Annotated in this window: 18 protein-coding genes and 1 tRNA gene; 10 read left to right on the top strand and 9 right to left on the bottom strand. The window is 73.3% G+C overall.

Annotated features, from left to right (window positions below):
- Nucleotides 1–33: 33 nt before the first annotated feature.
- Together N5I75_RS26640 and N5I75_RS26635 are read left to right on the top strand one after the other, a co-directional pair.
- Nucleotides 34–1,530: an amino acid permease gene (locus tag N5I75_RS26640; protein ID WP_476681393.1), complete on the top strand. Its 1,497-nt coding sequence runs from the start codon at nt 34–36 to the stop codon at nt 1,528–1,530.
- Nucleotides 1,531–1,619: 89 nt separating this feature from the next.
- A tRNA-Lys gene (locus N5I75_RS26635) sits at nt 1,620–1,692 on the top strand.
- A 66-nt stretch (nt 1,693–1,758) separates the two neighbouring features.
- On the opposite strand, the gene N5I75_RS26630 is transcribed toward N5I75_RS26635, so the two are convergent.
- Together N5I75_RS26630 and N5I75_RS26625 are read right to left on the bottom strand one after the other, a co-directional pair.
- Nucleotides 1,759–2,013 (bottom strand): chaplin, encoded by a 255-nt coding sequence (locus N5I75_RS26630; RefSeq protein WP_476681391.1) that lies wholly within the window; start codon nt 2,011–2,013, stop codon nt 1,759–1,761.
- A 125-nt stretch (nt 2,014–2,138) separates the two neighbouring features.
- Nucleotides 2,139–3,335: an FAD-dependent monooxygenase gene (locus tag N5I75_RS26625; protein ID WP_476681389.1), complete on the bottom strand. Its 1,197-nt coding sequence runs from the start codon at nt 3,333–3,335 to the stop codon at nt 2,139–2,141.
- A 195-nt stretch (nt 3,336–3,530) separates the two neighbouring features.
- Between N5I75_RS26625 and N5I75_RS26620 the strand changes: the two genes are divergently transcribed.
- Nucleotides 3,531–3,869 carry a chaplin gene (locus N5I75_RS26620; protein ID WP_476681387.1) on the top strand — a complete coding sequence of 113 codons (339 nt, stop codon included), beginning with the start codon at nt 3,531–3,533 and terminating at the stop codon, nt 3,867–3,869.
- Between the two features lie 82 nt (nt 3,870–3,951).
- On the opposite strand, the gene N5I75_RS26615 is transcribed toward N5I75_RS26620, so the two are convergent.
- From N5I75_RS26615 to N5I75_RS26585, 7 genes are all read right to left on the bottom strand, one after another.
- Nucleotides 3,952–4,800 (bottom strand): tyrosinase family protein, encoded by an 849-nt coding sequence (locus N5I75_RS26615; protein ID WP_476681385.1) that lies wholly within the window; start codon nt 4,798–4,800, stop codon nt 3,952–3,954.
- Between the two features lie 4 nt (nt 4,801–4,804).
- Nucleotides 4,805–5,248, bottom strand: coding sequence for a tyrosinase family oxidase copper chaperone (locus N5I75_RS26610; protein ID WP_476681383.1), 444 nt, complete (start codon nt 5,246–5,248; stop codon nt 4,805–4,807).
- Nucleotides 5,227–5,775 carry a vitamin K epoxide reductase family protein gene (locus N5I75_RS26605; RefSeq protein WP_476682311.1) on the bottom strand — a complete coding sequence of 183 codons (549 nt, stop codon included), beginning with the start codon at nt 5,773–5,775 and terminating at the stop codon, nt 5,227–5,229. The genes N5I75_RS26610 and N5I75_RS26605 overlap by 22 nt, the downstream gene beginning before the upstream one ends.
- 141 nt (nt 5,776–5,916) lie before the next feature.
- A complete protein-coding gene (locus tag N5I75_RS26600) occupies nt 5,917–6,420 on the bottom strand; it encodes a DUF5949 family protein (RefSeq protein WP_476681381.1) in 504 nt (167 codons plus the stop codon).
- Between the two features lie 138 nt (nt 6,421–6,558).
- Nucleotides 6,559–6,864, bottom strand: a complete 306-nt coding sequence (locus N5I75_RS26595) for a hypothetical protein (protein WP_476681379.1) — start codon at nt 6,862–6,864, stop codon at nt 6,559–6,561.
- A gap of 71 nt (nt 6,865–6,935) precedes the next feature.
- Nucleotides 6,936–7,508: a hypothetical protein gene (locus N5I75_RS26590; protein ID WP_476681378.1), complete on the bottom strand. Its 573-nt coding sequence runs from the start codon at nt 7,506–7,508 to the stop codon at nt 6,936–6,938.
- A gap of 145 nt (nt 7,509–7,653) precedes the next feature.
- Nucleotides 7,654–7,893, bottom strand: a complete 240-nt coding sequence (locus N5I75_RS26585; protein WP_476681377.1) for a chaplin — start codon at nt 7,891–7,893, stop codon at nt 7,654–7,656.
- A 313-nt stretch (nt 7,894–8,206) separates the two neighbouring features.
- Between N5I75_RS26585 and N5I75_RS26580 the strand changes: the two genes are divergently transcribed.
- From N5I75_RS26580 to N5I75_RS26550, 7 genes are read left to right on the top strand one after another with little or no spacing between them, the layout of a single operon-like run.
- The gene (locus tag N5I75_RS26580; RefSeq protein WP_476682309.1) at nt 8,207–9,319 is read left to right on the top strand and encodes a DUF3344 domain-containing protein; all 1,113 of its coding nucleotides are present in this window, start codon (nt 8,207–8,209) and stop codon (nt 9,317–9,319) included.
- Nucleotides 9,320–9,372: 53 nt separating this feature from the next.
- Nucleotides 9,373–10,542, top strand: a complete 1,170-nt coding sequence (locus tag N5I75_RS26575; RefSeq protein WP_476681375.1) for a glycosyltransferase family 4 protein — start codon at nt 9,373–9,375, stop codon at nt 10,540–10,542.
- Nucleotides 10,539–11,972 (top strand): exopolysaccharide biosynthesis polyprenyl glycosylphosphotransferase, encoded by a 1,434-nt coding sequence (locus N5I75_RS26570; RefSeq protein WP_476681373.1) that lies wholly within the window; start codon nt 10,539–10,541, stop codon nt 11,970–11,972. The genes N5I75_RS26575 and N5I75_RS26570 overlap by 4 nt, the downstream gene beginning before the upstream one ends.
- 4 nt (nt 11,973–11,976) lie before the next feature.
- Complete coding sequence (locus N5I75_RS26565; protein WP_476681371.1) at nt 11,977–13,335, top strand: O-antigen ligase family protein; 1,359 nt, start codon at nt 11,977–11,979, stop codon at nt 13,333–13,335.
- Nucleotides 13,332–14,984 (top strand): murein biosynthesis integral membrane protein MurJ, encoded by a 1,653-nt coding sequence (gene murJ, locus N5I75_RS26560; protein WP_476681369.1) that lies wholly within the window; start codon nt 13,332–13,334, stop codon nt 14,982–14,984. The genes N5I75_RS26565 and murJ overlap by 4 nt, the downstream gene beginning before the upstream one ends.
- Nucleotides 14,974–15,756: a polysaccharide deacetylase family protein gene (locus N5I75_RS26555; RefSeq protein WP_476681367.1), complete on the top strand. Its 783-nt coding sequence runs from the start codon at nt 14,974–14,976 to the stop codon at nt 15,754–15,756. The genes murJ and N5I75_RS26555 overlap by 11 nt, the downstream gene beginning before the upstream one ends.
- On the top strand, nt 15,753–16,895 hold the full coding sequence (locus N5I75_RS26550; protein ID WP_476681365.1) for a glycosyltransferase: 1,143 nt from the start codon (nt 15,753–15,755) through the stop codon (nt 16,893–16,895). The genes N5I75_RS26555 and N5I75_RS26550 overlap by 4 nt, the downstream gene beginning before the upstream one ends.
- Nucleotides 16,896–16,901 lie beyond the last annotated feature (6 nt).

Raw genomic sequence — 16,901 nt, 5'->3', positions numbered from 1 at the left:
TGGCGCGCCCCCGGCGAGGGAATCGCTGGGGGCATGACAAGAGAAGCGGATGGCCTCGCCGGCCGGGGGACTGCGTCCAGCGCGCCCGGTACGGACGAGGAGCGGCTCGCTCAGCTCGGGTACACGCAAGTGCTGGCCCGGCGCATGTCGGCGTTCTCCAACTACGCCGTCTCCTTCACGATCATCTCGGTCCTGTCCGGCTGCCTGACGATGTACCAGTTCGGCATGGACACCGGCGGCCCGGTCCTCATCACGTGGGGCTGGGTCGCCGTCGGGCTCATGACGCTGTTCGTCGGGCTGTCGATGGCCGAGATCTGCTCGGCGTACCCGACCTCGGCCGGGCTCTACTTCTGGGCGCGGCAGCTCGCCCCCGCGCGGTCCGCCGCCGCCTGGGCCTGGTTCACCGGCTGGTTCAACGTGCTCGGGCAGGTCGCCGTGACCGCCGGTATCGACTTCGGCGCGGCGTCCTTCCTCGGGGCGTATCTGAACCTGCAGTTCGGGTTCGAGGTGACCCCGGGGCGGACCATGCTGCTGTTCGGCGCCATTCTGCTGCTGCACGGGCTCCTCAACACCTTCGGCGTCCGCATTGTCGCCGTCCTCAACAGCGTGAGTGTGTGGTGGCACGTGGGCGGGGTCGTGGTGATCGTCGCCGCCCTCGCCTTCGTGCCCGACCGGCATCAGTCGGCCTCGTTCGTCTTCGGCGAGTTCGTCAACAACACCGGGTGGGGCAGCAGCGCGTACGTCGTGCTCATCGGGCTGCTCATGGCCCAGTACACCTTCACCGGCTACGACGCCTCGGCCCATATGACCGAGGAGACGCACGACGCCTCCACGGCCGGGCCCAAGGGGATCGTGCGGTCCATCTGGACGTCGTGGATCGCCGGGTTCGTGCTGCTGCTCGGCTTCACGTTCGCCATCCAGTCCTACGACGGCGCCCGCGAGTCGGCGACCGGCGCGCCGCCGGCGCAGATCCTGCTCGACGCCCTCGGCGCGACGGCGGGCAAGCTGCTCCTGCTCGTCGTGATCGGCGCCCAGCTGTTCTGCGGGATGGCCTCGGTCACCGCCAACAGCCGCATGATCTACGCGTTCTCGCGCGACGGGGCGCTCCCGTTCTCCCGGCTCTGGCACACGGTCAGCCCCCGCACACGGACCCCGGTGGCGGCGGTCTGGCTCGCGGCGGCCGGTGCCCTCGTCCTCGGCCTGCCCTACCTCATCAACCGGACGGCGTACACGGCGGTGACCTCGATCGCCGTCATCGGGCTCTACATCGCTTACGCCGTCCCGACCCTGCTGCGGCTGCGCAAGGGGGCCTCCTTCGAGCGGGGCCCGTGGCACCTGGGCCGCTGGTCGACCGTGGTGGGCGTGGTGGCGGTGGTCTGGGTCGGGGTGATCACCGTGCTCTTCATGCTGCCGCAGGTGTCGCCCGTGACCTGGGAGACCTTCAATTACGCGCCGGTCGCCGTCCTCGTCGTGCTCGGGTTCGCCGGGGTGTGGTGGCTGGCGTCGGCCCGCCACTGGTTCCTGCGCTGAGGCCGGGACACCCCGGGTTGCGGATACCCGATCGGAGTCCGGGCGTCGTCCGGCTATGCTCAGGGGTGCGTCGGCCACGGCCGGCGGGTGGACCCTTAGCTCAATTGGCAGAGCAGTGGACTTTTAATCCATTGGTTGTGGGTTCGAGTCCCACAGGGTCTACGCATGTGAATCGCCCCCGCCTGCGGCACGAGCCGCGGGCGGGGGCGATTCCGCTGTCTGCCTAGCTCAGTCGTTCGCGCACTCGGCCGACGCCGGGTTGAGCAGCGCGAGGACGTCGACGCCGACGCCGCAGACGTTGGCCTGCAGGTTCAGGGGAACCTGGATGTTGTTCCCGGACAGCACACCCGGGCTGTTCTGGGCGTTGCCCACGGCAGTGGCGCCGTCGGGGCCGTCGCTCCCGTGCGCGGAGGCCATGGCGGCGGAGCCCAGAACCGTGGTGCCGGCCAGGACAGCTGCGGCGGCGAATACGCGGAGTCGCATCGAATCTCCCTGAGAGATGGGGAAAAGGGGATGACTCGACTATCACACCGGTTTCAGGTACCTAGCCTCTTGAATTGGTCCATACGTGGATATGTCATCAGGGAGCTCCCGGTCGGCGGTCCTTCTCAGTCCTTCTGCAGCACGCGCGCGAGCCGCGGCCCCAGCCAGCGCTTCAGCGAGCGCAGCGCCTGCGTCCGCTCGATCGCCCGGTCGACGCGGTAGTACAACTGCGGCGGCACGTACGGGAGCAGCGGCGAGTGGCGCTGGCCGAGCAGGGCGAACATCTGGTGCGGTGCCAGGCCCACGTAGCGCGGCAGGTTCTCGTACCAGCCGGCGCTGTGCCGGGCCGCGCTCTGCTGCGGGAGCAGGGCGCGCTTGCGCTCGCGCTCGTAGCTCCGCAGGGCGGCGGGGAGGTCGCCCGGGGTGCGCAGGGCGGCCGCCAGGGACATGGCGTCCTGCATCGCCAGGGTGGTGCCCGCGCCGATGGAGTAGTGGGTGGTGTGGGCGGCGTCGCCGATGAGGACGAGGTTGTCGCGGGACCAGACGCGGTTGGTGACGGTGGGGAAGGTCTGCCACTGCGCCGGTCCCGCCACGTCCGTACGGCCGATGAGCGGATGCCCCTCCAGCGGCGCGGCGAGCAGTCCCTCCAGAAGGCGCAGCGCCTCGCCGCGCTCCATGGCGTCGAGGCCGAGCCCGGACCACGTGTCCGGGGCGCACTCGACGATGCAGGTGCTGTGCTCGCCGTCGAAGCCGTACCCGTACGACCAGAGCCAGCCGTGCGCGGTCTCGACGAAGGCGAAGGTGAAGGAGCGGAAGACCTTGGTGGTGCCGAGCCAGATGAACCGGTTGCGGCCCGCCGCGATCCGGGTGCCGAAGTGGTCCGCGTGCTGGTCGCGCAGGGCGCTGCGGGCGCCGTCCCCGGCCACGACGAGGTCGGCGTCGAGCAGCGGGTCGCCGGGGGCGACCGTGCTGCCGTGGTGGACGGAGACGCCCAGGTCGGTGGCGCGTTCGGTCAGGATGCGGAGGAGTTCGTGGCGGCCGACGGCGAAGCCCTCGTCGCCGCGGTGGACGGTGACGAGGTCGCGGACGTGCGCGACGCCGTCCCGCCAGCGCGCCGAGCGCTCGGCGATCGCGCGGGCCGACGGCGCGTCGTGCGCCCTGAGGGCGTCGAGCATGTCGGGCCAGTAGGTGACGCCCCAGCCGTACGTCGAACCCGCCGGGTTCTTCTCGTGGACGCTGACGTCGCGGGCCGGGTCCTGGGCCTTGAGGAGGATGGACAGGTACAGGGACGCGGGTCCTCCGCCCACGCAGACCACCTTCATGCGGTTCCTTCCGTCGGGCGCGTCCTCTCGTCGGGCGCGCCTGCGCCGTGTCGCGCGCCCGTGTCGGAGGGCGCACATTTCTTCTCCTTTGCAGGATGTATCCCGGTTTGGGCCGTTACCGGTGTCGCGCCGCGCCGTTGAACAGGTGACGGCTGCGACCACGCGGCCGCACCTGCCAAGCAGAAGGAGAACGTGATGTCTCGCATCGCGAAGGCCGCGGCTGTCGCTGTCGGCACGGGCGCCGTCGTGCTCAGCGGAGCCGGTCTGGCCATGGCCGACGCGGACGCCGCGGGCGCCACCGCCAACTCGCCCGGTGTCCTCTCGGGCAACCTGCTCCAGGTCCCGGTCAACATCCCGCTCAACGTCTGCGGCAACACCGTGGACGTGATCGGCCTGCTGAACCCGGCGTTCGGCAACAGCTGCGCCGACGACGGCCAGGACGACGACCACGGCCACCACCACGGCGGCCACCACGGCGGCGGCCACGACGACGGTGGCAACGGCGACGGCGAGAACGGCGGCTACGGCGACTGAGCCCGAAGCGGTCCCGACGGCCCTCGGCACGGCGGTGCCGGGGGCCGTTCGCCGTACCGCCCGCATGGCCCCACGGGCCCGCTCACTCGTCCGCGTACCGGGACCGGTGCTCCACCATGTCCCGCAGCGGCGTGTCCCACGGCGGCATGGTGTCGCCGACGGCGAGGACGTGCCGGTGGTGCTCGCCGGGCAGGTACGGATCGGCCTCCGGATGACGCGCGCGCCACCGCACCCAGCACAGGTCGACGAAGGCGTGGTGCAGCCAGAACACCGGGTCGTTCACGGAACCGGCGCCCAGCATGTGGCCGCTGACCCAGCGGTGCACCCGGTTGTGGTTGTACCAGGTGCGGTCGCCGCGCCGGGTGGGCCAGCCCTCGAACTTGTTGCGGAACCCGGAGGAGGCGAGCGAGTTCCACGGGCGAGCGTCGTACACGGGCTCCCGCATCGCGCCCTCCAGCTCCGCCTTCCCCGGCAGGTCCACCGGGTCCTTCGGGCGGCCGAAGTCGCGCATGAGGAAGTCGCCGTCGGTCACGGCCACCTTGATGTCCCAGCGGCCGTGCTTGTGGGCGAAGGGGCCGGTGGTGACCTGGTGGTCCGAGCGGCGGCCGTTGCCGCCGAGGAAGTCGGCGCCCCACAGGGAGGCGCCCGGCGTACGGTCCACGGTCCAGTCCCAGTACGGCACCGTCACCCCGGAATCCACCTTCTGCAGCGCCGTCTCGAACTCGAGCAGGAACTTGCGGTGCCAGGGGAAGAAGGACGGGGTCATGTGCGCCACGCGCAGACCGCCGTCGCCGTCGCCCCGGTAGAAGTCGATGTGCGTGCCCACGAAGTCGTCGTAGCGGCCGCTGCGCTTGAGCGTGAGCACCGCGTCCACGAAACGCTTCTTTTGGCCCTTGTCCAGCGTGCGCTGGTTCTGGCGGAGGTGCGTCATCGGATCACGCCTCCCCGGTGTGCGGGCGCAGGGCCTGGCCGCCGAGCTCCGCGACCGCGCCGCGCGCGGCGGCCAGCGGGCCGTCGTACGCGTCGTAGTGGTCGACCATCGACAGGTACGAGCCGTCGGCGCGCCGCATGAGGTGCAGCGGGCGGCCGTCGACGGTGACCTGCCAGGCGCCGTCCGCGCCGTCCGCGCCGTCCGCACCGGGCAGCCGTACGCCGGAGAGCCGGCGGCCCAGATACACCTCGTCGAACGAGTCGGATGAGTCGGACGAGTCGGACGAGTCGGCCTCGGGGCGCGTTGACGCGGCGGACGGCGAGAGGAGCCGCGGTACGGCGGTGGCGGCGGCCGCGGTGCCGAGCAGGATCAGGGCCGCGCTGCGCCGGGTGAGGTACGTCTCGGGGTTCATCGTCGGCCCGCCCGTCAGCTCGTCCAGAAGTCCCACCAGCGCGTGAGGACCAGCATCCCCACGGCGCCGATGTGCACGACGGGCAGCACCCACGGGAACTCGGCGCAGAAGGCGCGGGCCCAGGACGGGGCCGGGAGCCGGCCCTCGCGGACGTTGGAGGCGGTCACCGACCAGAACAGGGTGATCGTCGCGGCCCAGGCCAGACAGCACCACAGGCACAGCGAGTTGATCCGGTACAGCGACTCGAACTGCAGCCAGGTCACGAAGGAGACCCCGAAGGCACAGCCCGCGTTCAGCGTCAGCCAGTACCAGCGGGGGAAGCGGGCGCCGGTCAGCAGGCCCGTGCCGACGCAGAGCACGACCGCGTAGGCGGCGAGCCCGAGCATCGGGTTGGGGAAGCCGAAGACCGCGGCCTGCTCGCTCTTCATGATGTTGCCGCAGGACACCACCGGGTTCAGGCTGCACCCGGGCTGGAAGGCCGGGTCCTCCAGCAGCTTGAACTTGTCGAGCGTGATGACCCAGGACGCCAGCAGGCCCGCGGCCCCGGTGAGGACGAGGACCAGCGCGAGGGCCGGACTCCGCCTGCGGCCCGGCGCGGGCGACGGGCCGCTGCCGCCACCGGGCCCGGCCTGGGACGGTACGGGCGCGGCGGCCCGCTGGACGTGGGTGCTCACTCGGCCTCCTCGGCGTGGGGCGACCCGGCGCTAGGCACGGATCCGGCGGACGGGGAGCAGGCAGTGCGCGGCGGCCGTGAGGGTCTCCTCGGCACCGGCGAACGCCGTCAGCTCCTCCTCGGAGACGGCCTGGCCGGGCACGGCGGCGGGCCAGGGGCGCGTGGTGCAGACGAAGTAGGCGACGCCCTTCTCCTCCGCGGCCGCGAGCCACTCGGGCGGCGCCGGGCACTGGGCCTTCAGCGGCGGGATGGAGAGGACGGCCTGGCCCGCCTCGACGAGCAGGGTCACGGGGAAGCTCGGCCGGCGCACACCGCTGTGGACGGTGTCGCCCACGGTCAGCCCGTTGTTGTCGAGGAGCGCGCGCAGGGCCGTCTCGGCGGCCTCGGGTCCCGCCGGGGAATCACCCGTGGAATAGGCGAGGAGGAAAGGCGTGTCGCCCTCGCCCTCGGCGCTTTCACCGCTCCAGGCGAGCACGGCCACGGTTCCCAGATCTGCCGCGCGGAACGGGGCGGCATCAGTCGGCGTAGAAGTCACCGGGCAACCCTAGCCATTCGCTTTCGGGCCCCGGCCAATATCTCACTCGTACGGTCGAAAGCGAAAGCCGGTTCGAGAAAGGGAATTCTCGAACCGGCTTTCGAAGTGTGATGTGTCCGGTGTTTTTCGCGCCGCCCGTCACTTACCGAGCGGGAGACCGCCGAGCAGCCCGGACGGGGCGCCGTGAGCGCTGCCCGCCTTCGGGCCCTTGGCGGCGCCGGTGAGGGTGCCGACCAAGCCCTTCTTGTGCTTCGGGTCGAGCAGGTTGGTGTCCACCGGTGAGCTGAGCGACGGCGTGTTGGAGATCTGCGTCAGCGCGTCGCTCAGGCCGCCGTTCAGGCTCATGGGAGGGAGGTCCGACGTGTCCGCGGCGAACGCGGGAGCGGCGGCACCGGCGATCACCAGGGAGCCGGCCACGACAGCGGCGGCCTTCAGAGCCTTCATCTTTTTCCTTCTTTCGACGGAACTGGATCTTCACCCGCTTCAACGAGCGGCTCCGCCGGCGGAAACGCGGATCAGGGCTTCTGGGCGCCGCCGAGCCACTGCGAGGTGATGGACTCGACCAGCCCGGAGACGGCCGTCCGCAGGTCGGAGGAGGCGTCGGCGGTGTCGCCGCCCACAGCCGCCTTCACGTAGGCGTTGATCGCGTCGCGCAGCTCGGCCATGGCCTCCGACTGGTCCTTGGTCGCGTCCTTCGGGAGGGCCTTCTCGATCGCGTCGGCCTGCTTCTCCGCGTCCAGCGGCTTCAGTTGGGCGTTCTGCTCGGCCGGCTCCTCGGCGAGCGGCGCGGGCTCGGCGGCGAGGGGCGCGGGCTCCGCCGCCTGCGGCGCGGGCGCGGCGGGTTCGGCCGCCTGGGGCGCGGGCTGGCCGCCGAGCAGGCCGCCGAGCAGGCCGGTGACCGGCGCGAGGATGCTGAGCAGGCCACCCGCCGGGGGCGCCGGGTCGGCGGCGGCCAGGCCGGAGGTGACGAAGGCGGAGCGGGCGGGCGCGACGACGGTGTCCGCCGCGAACGCGGGCGCCGCGGCACCGATCAGGAGGGACGCGCAGAGAGCGGTGGTCGCGAGACGCCGTACGGGCAGAGCGGACATGTTTTCGCCTTTCGAGGAAGGTGTCGCTTGAGATCACCGTGGGACGCCCCACACCGCCCTGCAACCGAACCGCCCTCATACGGGCCAAACGGCGACGGCCGCCCCCCGAACGGGGAGCGGCCGTCGCGAAAGCGCCGACTGGTCGTCAGTCGTTGACGCAGCTGTTGCCGAACGCCGGGTTCAGCAGGCCGATGACGTCGACGGTGTTGCCGCACAGGTTGACCGGGATGTGGATCGGGACCTGGACGGCGTTGCCCGAGATGACACCCGGGGAGTTGCTGGCGGCACCCTGGGCGCCGGCGTCGGCGGTGGCGATTCCGGCGCTGCCGGCCATGGCGGCGGCGGCCACCGCGGAGAAGACGACTGCCTTGGCGGTACGCGACATGAACATGCTCCTTGGGGGTCGTTCTGTTCGGCCGGGGCAGGTGCCCGGCTTGTGGTGCAACGGAGCGACGATGGTCGGGGTTGCGGCTCCGAACGGGTGAATAAGCGTTAGGGCATTGAAGTGCGTCACGGAGCGTCCCCGTGAGTCGGGCAGTAATTTCACAACTCCAACACACATCGTGTATCAAGTGAAATCCGCATTCCCGTCGCGCCGTGACTGCCCTCGTTCGAGGGCCCCGTTCCCGTACGGCTTGACGGATAAATATGACTTTCTTATGTGCTCCCTGAAAGGGAAGTCGGCCGTGCGAAATCTCGTGCGAATTCTCAAAGGCTCGTTCCCGCGTCGGACGGTCGTGGGCCTGCTGTCCCTCGCGGCCGTGGCCCTGCCCTGCCAGGCGACCGCGACCGCGACGGCGCCGGTGGGCGAGGTGCCCCGGGCCCCGCTCACCACGCGCTACGAGGCCGTCCTGCACGGCGGGATCGTGCGCGCCGCCAACGCCTCCATCACCTGCGGCGACGCGGCGGCGGTGAAGGCCGCCGGGCCGAAGACCGGCTGCACCGGGGCGCGTGCGGGCGCGGCCGCGCACAACGGCCAGTTCGCCATGGAGTACACGGACGTCGACCGCGACCCGAACACCTACAACTCGTCCCGGGCCGAGGTCCGCGTCCCCGGCGGCGCCCGGGTCACCTGGGCCCGGCTGTACTGGGGCGGGAACCTGCGCGTCGGGGAGCAGAAGCCGCCGCGCGACAACGGGCGGGTGCTCGTGGCCGAGCCGGGCGGGCAGTACAAGGAGGTCCTGGCCGACCGGCGGATCGGGCACCGGGCGGCGGGCGGCGCGGACGCGTTCCAGGCCTCCGCCGACGTCACCGACCTGGTACGGAACGCCGGATCGGGCCTCTACACCGTCGCGCAGATCAACATCGCGAAGGGGCGTTCGGACGCCGGGGCCTGGGGCGGCTGGACGCTCGTGGCCGCGTACGAGAAGGAGTCCGCGCCGCTGCGGCACGTGTTCGTGCGGGACGGCTTCGACCTCTTCGACAAGAAGCACCCCAGCCGGTCCTTCCGGGTGCGGACGGCGCCGGCCACCGGCACGGGCGGCTACCTCGGGCTCGTCGCCTACAACGGCGACCGCGGCAAGGCCGGCGACTCGCTGACCGTCGCGACCGGCCGGAACAGGCCGGTGGCGCTGACCGACCGGAACAACCCCGCCCGGGACGTCCTCAACTCGACCATCAGCGAGCCCGGCGGGCGGCCCGCCCAGCGCGTCCCCGCGCACGGCAACACCCTCGGCTACGACTCCGACGTGTTCCCGCTGGGCCGCGCCGTCACCCGGGGCGCCAAGGCGCTGGACGTCCGCCTCGTCTCCCGGAAGGACGCGGCCTGGACCGGGGTGTTCTTCGGCGCCGTGGACGTCACCCGCTCCTGAACCGCCCCGCCCGATCCCAGCCCAAGGACGCTCCTCTGCCAAGGAATAAGGCGATGCCTGTGACGTCTGCACCCTTGCCGCCGCACGTTCTGCATGTGACGCAGCCGGTCGACGGCGGAGTCGCGCGCGTGGTGGCCGACCTCGTGCGCGGGCAACTGGCGGCCGGGATGCGGGTCTCGGTGGCCTGCCCCGCCACCGGTGACCTGCCACGCCTGCTCGCCGCCACGGACTGCGACGTCCTGCCGTGGCAGTCCGTGCGGTCCCCGGCCAAGGGGCTTCTCGGCGAAGGGCGCCGGCTCGCCCGCGTGGTGGCGGCGGCGCGGCCCGACGTCGTCCACGCCCACAGCGCCAAGGCGGGCCTGATCACCCGGCTCGTCGTACGGGGCCGCGTCCCCACCGTGTTCCAGCCGCACGCCTGGTCCTTCGAGGCCGTGCGCGGGGCGAGCGCGCGGGCCGCTCTCCACTGGGAGCGGTTCGGCGCCCGCTGGGCCTCACGCATCGTCTGTGTCTCGCGGGCCGAGCAGCGCGCGGGGCAGAGCCTCGGCATCAAGGCGCAGTGGCGGCTCGTCCCGAACGGGGTCGATCTGGAGCGGTTCCGTCCGGCGGATGCGGGCTCGACCCCGTACGGCGACGGGCCGCTCGTCGTCTGCGTCGGCAGGCTGTGCCGTCAGAAGGGGCAGGACGTGCTGCTCCAGGCGTGGCGGGAGGTGGTGCGCGCGGTGCCGAAGGCACGGCTCGTCCTCGTCGGCGACGGTCCTGACGCGGAGCGGCTGCGGGACGTGGCGCCCGGCTCGGTCACCTTCGCGGGGGCCGTCGACGACCCGACGCCCTGGTACCGCGCGGCGGACCTCGTCGTCATGCCCTCGCGGTGGGAGGGGATGGCGCTCGCCCCCCTCGAAGCCATGGCCTGCGGAAGCCCGGTGCTCGTCACCGACGTCGCCGGGGCCCGCGAGAGCCTGCCGCCGCACTTCACCGCCGCGTGCGTGGTGGAGCCGAGGGACCCGGCGGCGCTCGGCCGCTCCCTCGTCCGCCTGCTGCGCGACCCCGAGGGGCTGCGCGTGCGCGGCCGCGACGGCTACCGCCACGTGCACGCGCACCACGACGTACGGCGCGCCGCCGCGGCGGTCGCGGAGGTGTACGGCGAACTTCTGGGCCCGGGAGGCACCGCGTCCGCGGTCCCGGGCCCGGCGACCACCGCAGACAGAGAGCCGATCACGACGTGACCCAGGACCAGACCGTTGCCTCCGCCGCCGTGGTCATCCCCCGGCGGACGACCGAGAGCGATCAGCTCACCCTGGTCGGCGGCGCCGCCCGGGACCACTCGCCGCGCACCCTGCTGCTGGCGGCCGACGCCACGGCGGCCCTGCTCGGCACGGTCGCGCTCAGCTCGCCGCAGCGCCAGCCGCTGCTCGTGGCCGCTTTCGTCGCCCTCGTCCTCGCCCTGCACCGGGCCGGGGGGCTCTACCGGCGACCGGACGGGCGGCACCTCCTCGACGACTGCCCGGCCCTCGTCGCGCGCGTGGTGCTCGCCTGGTGCGTCCTCACGGCGGTCGCCGCGAGCCTGCCCGGCCTGACGGAGATCCCGCCGCGCGCGGTGCTGACCGGCTGCGCCGCGCAGGGCGCGCTCACCGTCGTGGCCCGCGCGCTGATCCTGCGGCGCCACCGGACGGCCCTGGTCCGCAGGCCCTGCGCGACGCTCCTCGTCGGGCCCGAGGCGACGGCGGCCCGGGTCGCCGCGGCCCTCCAGCGCCACCGGCCGAGCGGCATCCGCCTCGTCGGCATCGTCAGCGGCGACACCGCCGACCGGCGCCCCGACACCGGGGAACCGCCCGTGCCGGTGCTGACGAGCGCCGCCGACGTACGGCGCGCGGTGATCCAGAACGGGGTGCGGCGCGCGATCCTGCTCGGCAGCGCCGGAGCGCCGGAGCACCGGCCCTGGCTGCACCCCCTCGCCGAACTGCGCTGCGAGTTCTGGGAACTGGACCCCGACCCGTCGCTCTACGTGCCCGAGCACCGCGGCGCCGAGACGCACCTGGCCGGCTTCCGCTGCCGCCCGCTGACCGGGGCCGCCCACCGCCTGCACCCCGGCAAGCGCGCCCTGGACCTGGCCGTCTCCGCGGTCCTGCTCGTCCTCGTCGCGCCCGTCCTCGCGGTGTGCGCGGTCTGGCTGCGGGTCAGCGAGGGGCCCGGCGTCGTGTTCCGGCAGGAACGTGTCGGCAAGGACGGGCGGCCCTTCACGCTCCTGAAGTTCCGTACGCACCGCCCGGCCGACCCGCTGGAGTCGGCGACGCGCTGGAGCGTCGCGGGGGAGCACCACATGCCGTGGTTCTGCCGGTTCCTGCGCCGCACCTCGCTCGACGAACTGCTCCAGCTGTGGAACGTCTTCCGAGGCGACATGAGCCTCGTCGGACCCCGCCCGGAACGCCCGTACTTCGTCATGAAGTTCAGCGAGACCTACCCCGGCTACGGCGACCGCCACCGCGTCCCGACCGGCATCACCGGGCTCGCCCAGATCAACGGCCTGCGCGGCGACACCTCCATCGAGGACCGCTGCCGCTACGACAACGCCTACATCGACAGCTGGTCGCTCTGGGGCGACCTCACCATCTTGGCGCGCACGGCGACCGAGTTCTTCCGCCCTACGGGAAGTTGACGCAGTGACCGCAGTACCCGCCTTCACCGGCGCGCGCACCCCCTGGGCGGCGGCGCCGCTGCCACGGGCCGTGCGCCGGGCGGGCCCCGTCCTCCCTCTCCTGGCCCTGATCGCCCTGCTGGCCCTGCCGCTCGGGTCCGGCGGCCAGGACGGGGGCGGCCTCACCCCGGCCGACGCGGTGTCCGGGCTCGTGGTCGTCGTCTGCGCCGTGCGGGCGGTGCGCGGCGGTCAGCGGCCGCTCACCCGGACCGCGTACGTGGTCCTCGGTCTGCCCGTGCTCGCGGTCTCCGTGGCCGCTCTCGGCGCGGGCTCGGCGTCGGACTCGCTGCAAGGGATGGTGCGGTACTGCCAGATCTTCGTGCTCGTCCCGGCCGCCGTCCTGCTGCTCGTCCGGGACCGCCGCGACGTCCGCCTGGTCGGTTGGGCCCTGGTCGCGCTCGGCCTCTACCAGGGGTCGATCGGCGTCTACCAGTACCTGACCGGGACCGGCGCCTCGTACGCCGGGGAGGACGTGCGGGCCGTCGGCACGTTCGGGGCCACCGATGTGATGGGCATGTCCACGGTCGTCTCGTACGGGCTCATCTGCGCCGTGGCGCTCGCCCTCGGCGACGGCGCGCGGCGCGTCCGGCTCACCGCCCTGGCCTGCGCGCTCGGGCTGCTCGTGCCGCTCGCGCTGTCCTTCAGCCGGGGCGCCTGGATCGCCACGGCGGTCGCCGTCCTGCTGCAGATCGTGCTCGCCGGGCTGCGGCGCGCGGTGCGGCTGCTCCTGGTGGGCGCCGCGGCGGCCGTCGTCCTGGTCGGCGGGTTCGGTGTGGGCACGTCGATGCTCCAGGAGCGGCTGAGCAGCATCACGCAGGTCACCGCCACCCCGGACCAGTCGGTGACGGACCGGTACACGATGTGGGCGGCGGCGGCCGACATGTGGCGCGAGCACCCCGCGACCGGCGTCGGGCTGAAGAACTTCCCCGCCTACCGCGACAGCCACGCCTCGATCGCGCTGTCCGCCGGGAGCGATGTCGCGGGCGCGGGCGCCGCCTTCCACCGGCAGCCGCTCCTCTCCCCGCACAACATGTACCTGCTGATCCTCAGCGAACAGGGGCTGCTCGGCCTGGTCGCCTTCGTGGGCGCCTGGGCCGCGCTCCTCGTACGCGGCGCAAGGCGGCTCGGAGCAGCCCACCGGACGCGGCGCGGCCTCGACTGCGCGCTGCTCGCCTGCGGGCTGCTGACCTGGCAGCTCATCGACTTCGCGTACGCGGACATCGGCGGGCCCTCGACCGTACTTACTGCCGTGGTGTTCGGCCTGGTCGCCTGGTGGGCGCTGGCCCCCGCCGCGCTCGACGGCGAGCCGGAGGCCGGGCGATGACGGCCAGCCCGCCCGTCGACGGGGACGAGACCGTACGGCCCTCCGCCGTACCGGCCCAGCAGGCGCCCGTCCGCAAGCCGGGCCACGAAGGCGCGTCCAACAGCTTCCTGGCCCGCGCCGCCCTGCTCACCGCCGTGCTCTCCGCCGCGGGGTCCCTCCTCGGCCTCGGCCGGGACCAGGCGCTCGCCCACCTCTTCGGCGCGGGCAGCGAGACGGACGCCTTCCTGGTGGCCTGGACCGTGCCCGAGGTGGCGACGACACTGCTCATCGAGGACGGGCTCGCGTTCATGCTCGTCCCCGCCTTCAGCGCCGCGATCGCCGCCCGCTCGGCCGCGCCGGACCTGGCCCACGACCCGGTACGGGCCCTGGTCGCGGGCTCGCTGCCCCGGCTGACCCTCGCCTTCCTGGCCTCCGCCGTGCTGCTGATGATCGGCGCGCCCCAGCTCGTCACCCTGCTCGCACCCGGCCTGCCCGACCCGCAGCTCGCCGTCGACTGCACCCGGCTCACCGCGACCTGCCTGCTGACCTTCGGGCTCACCGGATACTGCAGCGCGGCCCTGCGCGCCCACAGCAGCTACCTCGCACCGGCCGCGATCTACGTCGCGTACAACACCGGGATCATCGCCACGCTGCTGCTCCTCGCCGACCGGTGGGGGGTGCGCGCCGCCGCCGCGGGCGTGGCCGTCGGCGGCTGTCTGATGGTGCTCGTGCAGGCGCCGGTGCTGCGCCGCAGGCTCAAGGGTGCGGCCCCCGCCGACCGCGCGGCGGACGCCAAGGCGGCCAAGCGGCAGTCCATGAACATGGCGCTGATCGCGACCGTCCTGCTCTTCGCGCTCTGCCGCCAGTCGCAGGTCTTCGTCGAGCGCTTCCTCGCCTCCTCCCTGCCGTCCGGCGCGATCTCGCACCTGAACTACGCGCAGAAGGTCGCGCAGTTGCCGATGGTGCTGTCCCTGATGCTGTGCACCGTCACGTTCCCGGTCGTGGCCAAGGCGCTGGCACGCGGCGACACCGAGCGGGCCCGCGACCGCGTGGAGCGCGACGTCGCGCTCGCCGCCTGCATCGTCCTGTCCGGCGCGGCCCTCGTCTTCGCCTGCGCCCCGCAGATCATCGAACTGCTCTTCCAGCGCGGCGCCTTCACCGGCCGGGACACCGCCGCCACCGCCTCGATCATGCGGGTCTACTCGCTCGGGCTCCTCGGACACTGCCTCGTCGGCGCCCTGGTCCGCTCCTACTTCTCCGCCGGCCGCCCCACCTGGTACCCGGTCGTCACGATGGCCGCGGGCATGGTGCTCACCGCGGGGCTCGGCACCTGGGCCGTCGCGTTCTGGGGCGTCGGCGGCATCGCCGCCGCCAACGCGCTCGGCATCACCTTCACCGCCGTCCTGCTCCTCGCGGGCATGGACCGGCGCAGCGTCCCCGTCCGCCTCGCCGTGGTCCTTCCCGAACTCGGCAAGACGCTGCTCGCCGCCGTGGCCGCCACGGGCGCGGGGCTCGCGGCGGCGCTGCCGTTCACGCACCCCCTGGCCGCACTCGGCGTGGCCGCACCGGCCATCGCGGCCGTCTTCCTCCTCTCCCTGTGGGCCCTGAACGTCCGGGCCTTTCTGCCCGCCGTCCGCATCGCGACCAGAAAGCTCCGCAATGTCAGCTGAAACAGCGGTCCAGGAGTTCCCCGGCCCCGCCGCACGGGGCCGGCTGTCGGGGGCGTCCCCGTGGGTGGCGATGTACCACTCCGTGGACGACTGCCCCGACGACCCCTACAACGTGACCGTCACGCCCGAACGCCTCGGCCAGCAGCTCGGCTGGCTGCGCGCCCGCGGCCTGCGCGGCGTCAGCGTCGCCGAACTCCTCCACGCACGTGCGCGTGGAGCCGGTCGCGGCCTGGTCGCCCTCACCTTCGACGACGGCTACGGCGACTTCGTCGACAACGCCCTGCCGATCCTGCGCCACCACGGCTGCACGGCGACCGTCTTCGTCCTGCCCGGCAGGGTCGGCGGCGACAACGCCTGGGACGTCGAGGGCCCCCGCAAGCCGCTCCTCACCGCTCGGGGCATCCGCACGGCCGCCGCCGCGGGCATGGAGATCGGCTCGCACGGCCTGATGCACGTCGACCTCACGCGCGTGAGCGAGCACGAACTGCGCGCCGAGGTCGAGGACAGCAAGGCGCGCGTCGAGGAGCTGACCGGCCGCGAGGCGCAGGGCTTCTGCTACCCGTACGGCTCTGTGGACCAGCGGACCGTGCGGGCCGTGCGCGACGCGGGCTACCGCTACGGCTGCGCCATCTCCCCGGGCCCGCTGACCGGCGTGCACGCCATGCCGCGCGTCTTCGTCGGCCAGCGGGACACGCCCTTGCGGCTCGAACTGAAGCGCCGCCTGCACCGGGTGCGAAGACGGGACTGGCAGCCCGGGGAGGACGCGCGGTGAAGGTCCTCCACGTCATCACGGGCCTCGGCGCGGGCGGCGCCGAACAGCAACTGCGCCTGCTGCTGCGCCATCTGCCGCCGGGCCACGACGTCGTGACCCTGACCAACCCCGGGCAGGTCGCCGAGGGACTGGTCCGCGACGGCGTGCACGTCACGCACCTCGGCATGGCGGGCAACAGGGACGCCGGCGCGCTGCCCCGCCTCGCGCGCACCATCCGCGGCGGCCACTACGACATCGTCCACACACACCTGTACCGGGCCTGCCTGTACGGGCGCCTCGCGGCGCGGCTCGCCGGTGTCCGGACCGTCGTCGCCACCGAGCACTCGCTCGGCGACGCGCAGATCGAGGGCCGTCCGCTCACGCGCGGGGTGCGTGCCCTGTACCTGGCGGGGGAGCGGCTCGGCCGCGCCACCATCGCGGTCTCCCCGGCCGTGGCCGAGCGGCTGCGCGGCTGGGGCGTCGCCCCGCACCGCGTCCACACCGTCCCCAACGGCGTGGACGTGCACCGGTTCGCCTTCGACGAGGCGGCCCGCGCCAGGGCGCGCAAGTCCCTCGGCCTGCCCGCCGACGCCTTCGTCGTGGGTGGCGTGGGCCGCCTGGTCCCCGGCAAGCGGTTCGACGTCCTGACCGCCGCCCTGCGCGACCTCCCGGCGGACGTACGCCTCCTGTTGGTCGGCACCGGCCCGGAGGAGGCCGCCCTGCGCCGGGCGGCACAGGAGGCGGGCGTCGCCGACCGGGTCGTCCTCGCCGGTGAGCGCCCGCACACGGCCGAGGGCGCGCACGCCGTGGACCTGCCCGCGCTGCTCTCGGCCATGGACGTGCTCGCCTCCCCGTCCGTCGACGAAGCCTTCGGCCTCGCGGTCGTGGAGGCGCTCGCCGCCGGTCTTCCCGTCCTGTACGTCGCCTGCCCGGCCGTCGACGACCTGCCCGCGGAGCTGACCGGCGGCGCGGTCCGCGTCCCGTGCCGGGCCGCCCCCTTCGCGCGCGAGATCCGAGACCTTCGAGAACGCGGCACAGCACGAGAAGCCCGCGACCGGCCGCCGTCGCGGGCCGCCCTGCACTACGACATCGCCCGCAGCGCCGCACGCCACCTAGAGGTGTACGCGGCGGCCATGGGCGCCCGGAACCCCCAGGAGTGAGTACGC

Source organism: Streptomyces sp. R818 (assembly GCF_056172735.1).
Note: the sequence above shows the minus strand (reverse complement) of the source record. Positions and strands in the feature narration are given on the sequence as shown.

Coding starts and splice junctions, on each gene's coding strand:
- N5I75_RS26620 (WP_476681387.1), top strand. CDS start 3,531: ATGTCTCGCATCGCGAAGGCCGCGGCTGTCGCTGTCGGCACGGGCGCC.
- N5I75_RS26595 (WP_476681379.1), bottom strand. CDS start 6,864: ATGAAGGCTCTGAAGGCCGCCGCTGTCGTGGCCGGCTCCCTGGTGATC.
- N5I75_RS26555 (WP_476681367.1), top strand. CDS start 14,974: ATGTCAGCTGAAACAGCGGTCCAGGAGTTCCCCGGCCCCGCCGCACGG.
- N5I75_RS26590 (WP_476681378.1), bottom strand. CDS start 7,508: ATGTCCGCTCTGCCCGTACGGCGTCTCGCGACCACCGCTCTCTGCGCG.
- N5I75_RS26630 (WP_476681391.1), bottom strand. CDS start 2,013: ATGCGACTCCGCGTATTCGCCGCCGCAGCTGTCCTGGCCGGCACCACG.
- murJ (WP_476681369.1), top strand. CDS start 13,332: ATGACGGCCAGCCCGCCCGTCGACGGGGACGAGACCGTACGGCCCTCC.
- N5I75_RS26575 (WP_476681375.1), top strand. CDS start 9,373: ATGCCTGTGACGTCTGCACCCTTGCCGCCGCACGTTCTGCATGTGACG.
- N5I75_RS26625 (WP_476681389.1), bottom strand. CDS start 3,335: ATGAAGGTGGTCTGCGTGGGCGGAGGACCCGCGTCCCTGTACCTGTCC.
- N5I75_RS26615 (WP_476681385.1), bottom strand. CDS start 4,800: ATGACGCACCTCCGCCAGAACCAGCGCACGCTGGACAAGGGCCAAAAG.
- N5I75_RS26640 (WP_476681393.1), top strand. CDS start 34: ATGACAAGAGAAGCGGATGGCCTCGCCGGCCGGGGGACTGCGTCCAGC.
- N5I75_RS26585 (WP_476681377.1), bottom strand. CDS start 7,893: ATGTCGCGTACCGCCAAGGCAGTCGTCTTCTCCGCGGTGGCCGCCGCC.